Here is a 6,640-nt window from a genome sequence, read left to right as displayed (position 1 = left end):
GCTTAAGACCGGCGACGTCCTGCTTAAGACCGGCGACGTCCTGCTTAAGGCCGGTGACATCTTTCTGGAGAACTACGACGTCCTGCTTTAGGGTCGTGACGTCCCGCTTGACTCCCGATAAGGCCTCATCGGTTGCGAGGCCGCCCATTCGCCTTCCAAGGTTCTCGATGTCACCCTTGGTGGCAAACCCCCGCTCCGACATGTCCAGGAACACCGACATATGCGCCTCGGCCTGCGCCTCGGGGACGCCGGCCTGGGTCAGACGCTTGATGAGTGTATAGGTGTCCAGCATATTTGCGCCCATGAACGACACACCCCCCATTATACCACGACACTTTCGTGACACAGGGTCCGCACTGCGCGGACAAGCATCAGGCCCGCCATGCTACGAACAGGTCGTGACAGAAACAATCCGGAAAATCCCCGGTTCATCTCTCGCAAAAATCGCTCGCGACCGTTTCGGCCTCGATCATGGCACCCCGCTTTCCCGCAAGCCCATCCCGACAATCGAATCTTCGGAGGCTTTCGCATTCGAAGCGACGGGAAGTATGGCCGCAGGCAGGGCAGAACGATTACGGCAAGAGACAGACACGACGCGCGTCACGCCTGCGATGACACCCAACAAACAGCGTGACTCCGGAAAGGCAACGCCGGTCCCTTACCCCCCATGGGCAGCGGGACCAGCGCTTCTGAGGTCTGCCCGCGCCATTCATGATCTTCGGGGGACGCAATTGAGCACGCGAGCATAAGCGTCAGAACACCGAATCCCCGAGCACAGGCGCCACGATGGGATCCCAAACCGAACCATCAGACGCGCCGCCAGGCCGGACAAAAGGAGCTCCATACCGGACAGCCTGAGTCTTGGTACCCTGGCATCATGCCGTTTCCGGAAACCGCGAAGACATGCCCGCACGCACGCGAGAGCGAAGCTCGGGCGTCCAAGCGGGCGTTCGGGAGGAGAGATCCGGACGTCTAGGGCGTAATGGCCCCGTTCGAGCCCACTTCGGCATAACAGGCCGCCACCCCCGACAAGCAGGCACTCACGGTATGCCCAGAGCTGTCGTTCATAGGAAGGGGGGCGCTCGACCCGTTGGCAATGATTGCGTTGATGATGTCCTGACCCAAGCCCTTATCGGCCCCGCAGGTGCTGCCCACCCCGACACTAAGATATACAGAGCGCGTGATGCCCGGGTTGATCCAAGCGCCCGCAGTCGTCGCCGGCGCCTTGGGCCCTTCGGCAATGATATCCACTTCCCCACAGTAGGACGGCACGGTAAACGTCGTGCCGCTCGCCCCGATATAGACAAAACTGACAGGGGCGGCCCCGCCGGTCGTGGCGAAGGCCGCGGGATCCGTCGAGTGGTCGCTCAGGACAGGGGTCTCGGACCCCGTGGCCGGGGCCGCCGGCGGTACGCCCTGCGTGTTCGCCAGGGCGATCAAGGTGTACTGCCCAGCCTGCGCGCCCGATATAGCATCCGCCACCGCGCTGATCGCCGCATGGAAATCCTCCGCCACATCCTGGGCCTGGGCCACCGCGACGTAGCGCTCATAGACCGGGATGGCAATGGCCGCCAGCACACTGATGATCGCGATTACGACCATCACCTCAATCAAGGTAAAGCCCGCGCCCCGCGCACCCGCCCGCGGGTTCCCACCCTTCATGGCCATCGATGCCCTGCCCCCAGCACGCCGGTTCGGTATGACCGGCTTTATGACCATGACCTTGCAGGATTCATGCTAGACCGCGAAGTATGGCCACAAAAATAGGTAATATCCTTACAAGACAAAGGGATGCGGGCGATCCGCGGGGTCCGCCAGCATCATGTGCGGCACCCCCTCACCGCCCGAGTGGCCGATTTGTGACAGCTTCAGGCCCGGCGCGTGACGAAGGGGGTCCAGCGGCCTTCCTCCTCGCGCCCCGGTCACCGTCAACCCTTCGGGACATCTTCCTGAATGGGCCACCCCACTGCTCTCGCGTGACTTGGAACGGGGCGCGATTTTCTGCAAAGACAAGAGAGGCTGAACCGTGGCGTCCCGCCGTCACATACGCACGCCCATAGATAAGCCAGCGCGCCCTTGCCGCGAAGCTCCTATGGGCCTCGCGGCACGGTGTTTTCCAGACGCGAAGGAAGGCCTGGGTGAGAGACACAGATCGGGCGCTTTCGCTACGGCGACCGCTACCTTCAACGGCAAGAAGCGGTCGCACTCGATCCGTTCCAGTTACCCCTGGACAAGACTGTCTATGAGTTTACCCAACTCAAGGGGATCCCCGGGGCTGTGCGGGACGCCGGCCCGGATGCCTGGGGTCGGCGCGTGATCGAACACAAGCTCGAACGCAGCGCCGCCGACCTCCAGGAGATCGATTACCTGCTGCACGGCCCGCAGGACGGGGCGGGCTATCTAAGGATGATGTGGCGGCGCGGCTTGGGGTCTGCCGGCGAACGGTTGAAAAGCTTTTGGCCGAGGGCCGCCTGCCCCCGCCCGCGCGGTTTGGTCGGGCGCGCCGCTGGGGAGAGGGTCAGATCGAAACCGTCATTCAGGCCGAGATTGAAAGGGCTGAGGCCGGAGGGCGGGCCCAACGGGCGCGCCGTGGCCGTGAGCAGCCACGTATGAATCATTGAGCATGCTTACGGCGCAGCCTGAGACGTCCTCCTGGCCATGAGGTCGATACCCAACGCCTTCATGACCGCCAGCGTAGTCTTGAGTGTGGGGTTCCCATGCTCACTAAAGGACCGGTAGAGTTGTTCGCGCGACAATCCGGTCTCGCGGGCGATTTGCGTCATGCCCTTGGCACGCGCCACGATGCCCAACGCATGCGCGATGAAGCCAGCATCGCCCGTCGCAAACGCCTCGGCCATGAACGCCGCCACCGCCTCATCAGAACTTAGATCCTCGGCAGGATCGTAAATCGTCAGCTTCTCACTCATCTTCATCCCTCCAGTCCTTCGCCAAGCGCTTGGCGGTCTCGATGTCCTTGACCTGCGTACCCTTGTCCCCGCCGCACAGTAAGACGATGAGGGCCGCGCCCCGCCTCTGGCAATAGACACGATAACCGGGGCCATAATGGATACGAAGTTCGCTCACCCCTTCACCAACCGGTTGCGTGTCACCGGCATGACCGTAAGCCAGTCGCGTCAACCGGGCGGCAATGATGGCGCGCGCCCGGTCGTCCTTGAGCTTTTTTCGCCACCGCTGGAAGGTTGCGGTCTGCTTAATCTCGATCATGTCGAGACAAGTGTAGTTTTTATATCACGTCTTGTCAATCGCATCTTTGTTTTGGGTCGCGGCCCAGTCGGCCGCACTCCGGATGACCAAGCTGATGATGCCCTCATCCCCGCCTCCACATCGCCACCGCTGACAGGTCAATAATCGCCGACCGCAACGGCTGATACGGACCAGCGCCGCACATTGCGCGCCGCTGGTCCGACAGGCCGGAAACCGACTGTGCCGAATTATTCAGGCGCATGGTCTTCAACGCCGCCGTGACCAACAACGACGATCACCCGCGTAACCACGCCCTGCTGCGCAGGCAAAAGGGATGGCGGCTGTCGCCGGCCTACGACCTGGTGCCAGCACCCATGGTCAGCCTGGAGCGCCGTGACCTCGCGTTGACCGTCGGCAACTACGGTCGCACGGCCAGCATCTACAACCTGCTGTCGCAGGCGCGCCGTTTCGGCTTATCGGCGGAAGGGGCACGCGCGGAAATCGATCGGCTCGTCGCGGTGCTGCGTCAGTGGCGCGAAACATTCTTCGCCTGCGGGGTGCCGGCCCGGGATGTGGCCACCATCGCTCCGGCCATCCTGCCCGAATGCTTCTTCTTCGAAAGACCTCCAGGTGAGTGAGGTGCGGTATCCGGTGCAGGGTGCGCCCGTTGAAGCGCAGCGCAGCGGGGCCCTCGAAGACAAGAGGTGGCGCTATCGTGCCATCGGATAACGGGGCGACATCAATCGGGGGCAATTTTGCTGAAGAGGGTTTGCATCGATGAATAATAGATCGCCAAAATCACGCGGCACCAAGGCAAGCAAGCCCGCAAAAGAACAACCGGACAATCTGGCGGATCATCCCTGCTCGTCGCCGCCTGGACCTCATACCGTTTCACCAATCGCGGGTGCGCTTCGCGGGCATGCGCCCCGCGGATATCGCGGGCCGGATCCGCGTGCCAGTTAGTGAGCAAACGATCGGCAAACGATTCTGAAGCTGCTTGGCCGCAATACCGCTTTACCGTATCCGAATTGTCTGCTAATGTCCGTGCATGGCCGTTTTGGGAAAAGGCGTCGAGTACGCCCTGCATTGCCTGCTCTATCTCAGCAACCCGCCTGACACCCACAGTCTGGCCGTGGGTGATATCGCCCGTTTCCAGGGGGTTTCGGAGACCTACCTTGCCAAAGTGTTCACCCGACTGAAAAAGGCGGGATTGGTGCGCTCCGCACTCGGCGCCAAGGGGGGTTATGAATTGGCCAGACCGCCCGAGCAAATCACATTCTGGGACGTGGCGGTCGCCGTAGAAGGCGAGGTCCGCCTGTTCGAATGCTGGAATATTCGCGAGAAGAGCGCGCTCGGCCGAGGGAAACCTCGGGCGGAGTGGGCCCGGCGCGGGCCCTGCGCAATCCACCAAGTCATGATGGACGCAGAGGCGCAGATCAAGACCGCATTGGCGGCGAAGACCTTGGCCTGGTTGGCGCGCGAGGTCGACCGCAAGGTCCCGAAACACCAGGAGCAGGCGGCACGATGGTTTCGGGAGATCATGGCGCCCGAGTCGTAAATATTTTTTGTCTTAACACGGACAAGACGGATCGCAATTAACGTCATTACAGGGAGAAAACCATGGGAAAGGTGATGAAGCACTTGCTGATCGCCGGCGGTGGATTCGCCGGATTCTGGAGCGCCGTGAGCGCCGCAAGACACGCCAGGGAGCTAGGCGTGCGCGACCAACTGAAAATCACCCTCATCAACCGCGACGAGTACCTCGGGCTTCGGCCACGCTTCTACGAGGCCGACCTCGCCGGGACGCGGATACCGCTCAGGAAATGGCTGGCGCCACTTAGCATCGAGCTTGTCGTGGGCGAGATCGCAGACATCATTCCGACGTCCCGGCACGTCCAGTTCATGAAGGGGTCCACTGTCGTCCCCGATATCGCCTACGATCAACTGATTCTCGCGACCGGTAGCCGCCAAGTCTATCCTGACTTCGTCGAACGAGGCCGTGTATTCAGCGTGGACACCTTCACGGAGGCCACGACCCTGGACCAGCACCTGCGGGCGCTTGTCGCTGTGGGCTTCCCGACACCCGCCTCTCGAACCTTCGCAGTGGTCGGGGGCAGCTTTACCGGGCTCGAAATCGTGACGGCGCTACCCTCGAAGCTTGAACACCTTGCGCAGTCGACTCCGCGATTCACGTTCCATCTCATCGAGCAGGCCCCGGAGATCGGGCTCGGTTACCCCCCTGACGCGCGCCTGTACATCATGGAGCGCCTCCGACACCTCGGCATCACTGTACATACCGCCCAACAGGGGCTGCGGCACGAGCAGGGCTGCCTTATCCTGGCGGACAAGCAACAGCTACCCACCGAAACTGTGATCGTGGCAACCGGCTTCACGGCAAGCCCCTTGGCCGCCGCATTCGACGGGCCCAGGGACCGCCTCGGACGCCTCACGGTGGACACCTTCCTGCGTCTGCCAGCGCACCCAGAGGTGCTGGCCGCGGGGGATATATCCTTGGCTAAAACCGATCCCGATCACTACGCGGTCATGTCCTGCCAGCACGCCATGCCGCAAGGCCGGACCGCCGGTCACAACGCCGTGAGCCTCCTGTTCAACGGGAGCCCGCTACCCTACTCCCAGCCGCGCTATAGAACCTGCCTGGATCTGGGTCCCGAGGATGCGCTCGTGACGGCCGGTTGGGAGCGCCACATCATAACAACCGGACCCGAAGCCAAGACCATCAAGACCGAAGAGATCCTCAAGCAAACGATCTCCCCACCCATGGACATCGCGGACACACTGGCGATGGCGTCCCCTGTGACCACCCTCTAATACCGCGTGACCGAGCCGTTCGGGCGCCGCCGGGCGAGCGCTCGAGGCCGCTTTGGTGGCTTGACGCTATGGAATCAGGCGATTACGTTAGGCAGGTAACCGATCACAATCATAGTCAGGATATAGGGCCACGATGTCTTGATCGGGATACGGAACGATACAGCGACAGGACGTGGATACGTGACCTCATATATCATCACCAATCACGCCAGGGATGAGATGGCCCTCCGAGGCATAGCAGAATGGGCACTCGATGCTGTCATGCGGAACCCTGGGCAAATCGTTCCCGTGAAAAATGACTTGGTCGCCTACCAATCCATAGTCTCTTCCGATCCCGGGCCGGATATGCTGATTCGAGTCATTGTGACTCAAGGAGATATCCCACTGCGGGTGGTGACCGCCTATCGAACAAGCAAGGTCACGAAGTACTGGAGGATATGATGAAAGTGCGCTATGACCCTGAAACCGACACACTCACCCTACGGCTCAGCGACCACCCCGTGAGCGAAAGCGATGAAGCCAAGCCTGGGGTAATACTCGACTTCGACAAAGCTGGTAATATCGTTGGCATAGAGATACTGAATGCTTCCATGGCGGGCGCCATGCC

The 6,640-nt window shown here is 61.7% G+C and carries 10 protein-coding genes; 6 read left to right on the top strand and 4 right to left on the bottom strand.

Going from position 1 to position 6,640, the window contains the following annotated elements; genetic code table 11:
• Positions 1-292 (bottom strand): CCDC90 family protein (locus ACYCTF_RS08690; RefSeq protein ID WP_461284785.1); only part of this gene is annotated, 292 nt, incomplete at its 3' end.
• A gap of 680 nt (positions 293-972) precedes the next feature.
• Positions 973-1,668 (bottom strand): pilin, encoded by a 696-nt coding sequence (locus ACYCTF_RS08685; protein ID WP_461283188.1) that lies wholly within the window; start codon positions 1,666-1,668, stop codon positions 973-975.
• Positions 1,669-2,411: 743 nt separating this feature from the next.
• On the opposite strand from ACYCTF_RS08685, the gene ACYCTF_RS08680 reads away from it, so the two are divergent.
• The gene (locus ACYCTF_RS08680; protein WP_461284784.1) at positions 2,412-2,621 is read left to right on the top strand and encodes a helix-turn-helix transcriptional regulator; all 210 of its coding nucleotides are present in this window, start codon (positions 2,412-2,414) and stop codon (positions 2,619-2,621) included.
• 6 nt (positions 2,622-2,627) lie between these two features.
• Here the strand turns inward: ACYCTF_RS08680 and ACYCTF_RS08675 are convergent, their stop codons facing one another.
• Positions 2,628-2,927 carry an addiction module antidote protein gene (locus tag ACYCTF_RS08675; RefSeq protein ID WP_461283190.1) on the bottom strand — a complete coding sequence of 100 codons (300 nt, stop codon included), beginning with the start codon at positions 2,925-2,927 and terminating at the stop codon, positions 2,628-2,630.
• On the bottom strand, positions 2,920-3,225 hold the full coding sequence (locus ACYCTF_RS08670) for a type II toxin-antitoxin system RelE/ParE family toxin (RefSeq protein WP_461284783.1): 306 nt from the start codon (positions 3,223-3,225) through the stop codon (positions 2,920-2,922). The genes ACYCTF_RS08675 and ACYCTF_RS08670 overlap by 8 nt, the downstream gene beginning before the upstream one ends.
• Before the next feature lie 182 nt (positions 3,226-3,407).
• Here ACYCTF_RS08670 and ACYCTF_RS08665 point away from each other — a divergent pair, with 182 nt between their 5' ends.
• From ACYCTF_RS08665 to ACYCTF_RS08645, 5 genes are all read left to right on the top strand, one after another.
• On the top strand, positions 3,408-3,842 hold the full coding sequence (locus tag ACYCTF_RS08665; protein ID WP_461283216.1) for a HipA domain-containing protein: 435 nt from the start codon (positions 3,408-3,410) through the stop codon (positions 3,840-3,842).
• 410 nt (positions 3,843-4,252) lie between these two features.
• Positions 4,253-4,762, top strand: a complete 510-nt coding sequence (locus tag ACYCTF_RS08660; protein WP_461283192.1) for an RrF2 family transcriptional regulator — start codon at positions 4,253-4,255, stop codon at positions 4,760-4,762.
• Between the two features lie 62 nt (positions 4,763-4,824).
• Positions 4,825-6,033, top strand: a complete 1,209-nt coding sequence (locus ACYCTF_RS08655; protein WP_461283193.1) for an NAD(P)/FAD-dependent oxidoreductase — start codon at positions 4,825-4,827, stop codon at positions 6,031-6,033.
• A gap of 180 nt (positions 6,034-6,213) precedes the next feature.
• Positions 6,214-6,474, top strand: a complete 261-nt coding sequence (locus ACYCTF_RS08650) for a DUF4258 domain-containing protein (protein WP_461283194.1) — start codon at positions 6,214-6,216, stop codon at positions 6,472-6,474.
• Positions 6,471-6,640 (top strand): DUF2283 domain-containing protein (locus ACYCTF_RS08645; RefSeq protein WP_461284788.1); only part of this gene is annotated, 170 nt, incomplete at its 3' end. The genes ACYCTF_RS08650 and ACYCTF_RS08645, both read left to right, overlap by 4 nt.

The organism is Acidiferrobacter sp., assembly GCF_054609335.1.
Note: the sequence above shows the minus strand (reverse complement) of the source record. Positions and strands in the feature narration are given on the sequence as shown.

Excerpts from the sequence above, each read along its gene's own strand:
- ACYCTF_RS08675 (WP_461283190.1), bottom strand. The coding sequence starts at position 2,927 with ATGAGTGAGAAGCTGACGATTTACGATCCTGCCGAGGATCTAAGTTCT.
- ACYCTF_RS08685 (WP_461283188.1), bottom strand. The coding sequence starts at position 1,668 with ATGGCCATGAAGGGTGGGAACCCGCGGGCGGGTGCGCGGGGCGCGGGC.
- ACYCTF_RS08670 (WP_461284783.1), bottom strand. The coding sequence starts at position 3,225 with ATGATCGAGATTAAGCAGACCGCAACCTTCCAGCGGTGGCGAAAAAAG.
- ACYCTF_RS08655 (WP_461283193.1), top strand. The coding sequence starts at position 4,825 with ATGGGAAAGGTGATGAAGCACTTGCTGATCGCCGGCGGTGGATTCGCC.
- ACYCTF_RS08660 (WP_461283192.1), top strand. The coding sequence starts at position 4,253 with ATGGCCGTTTTGGGAAAAGGCGTCGAGTACGCCCTGCATTGCCTGCTC.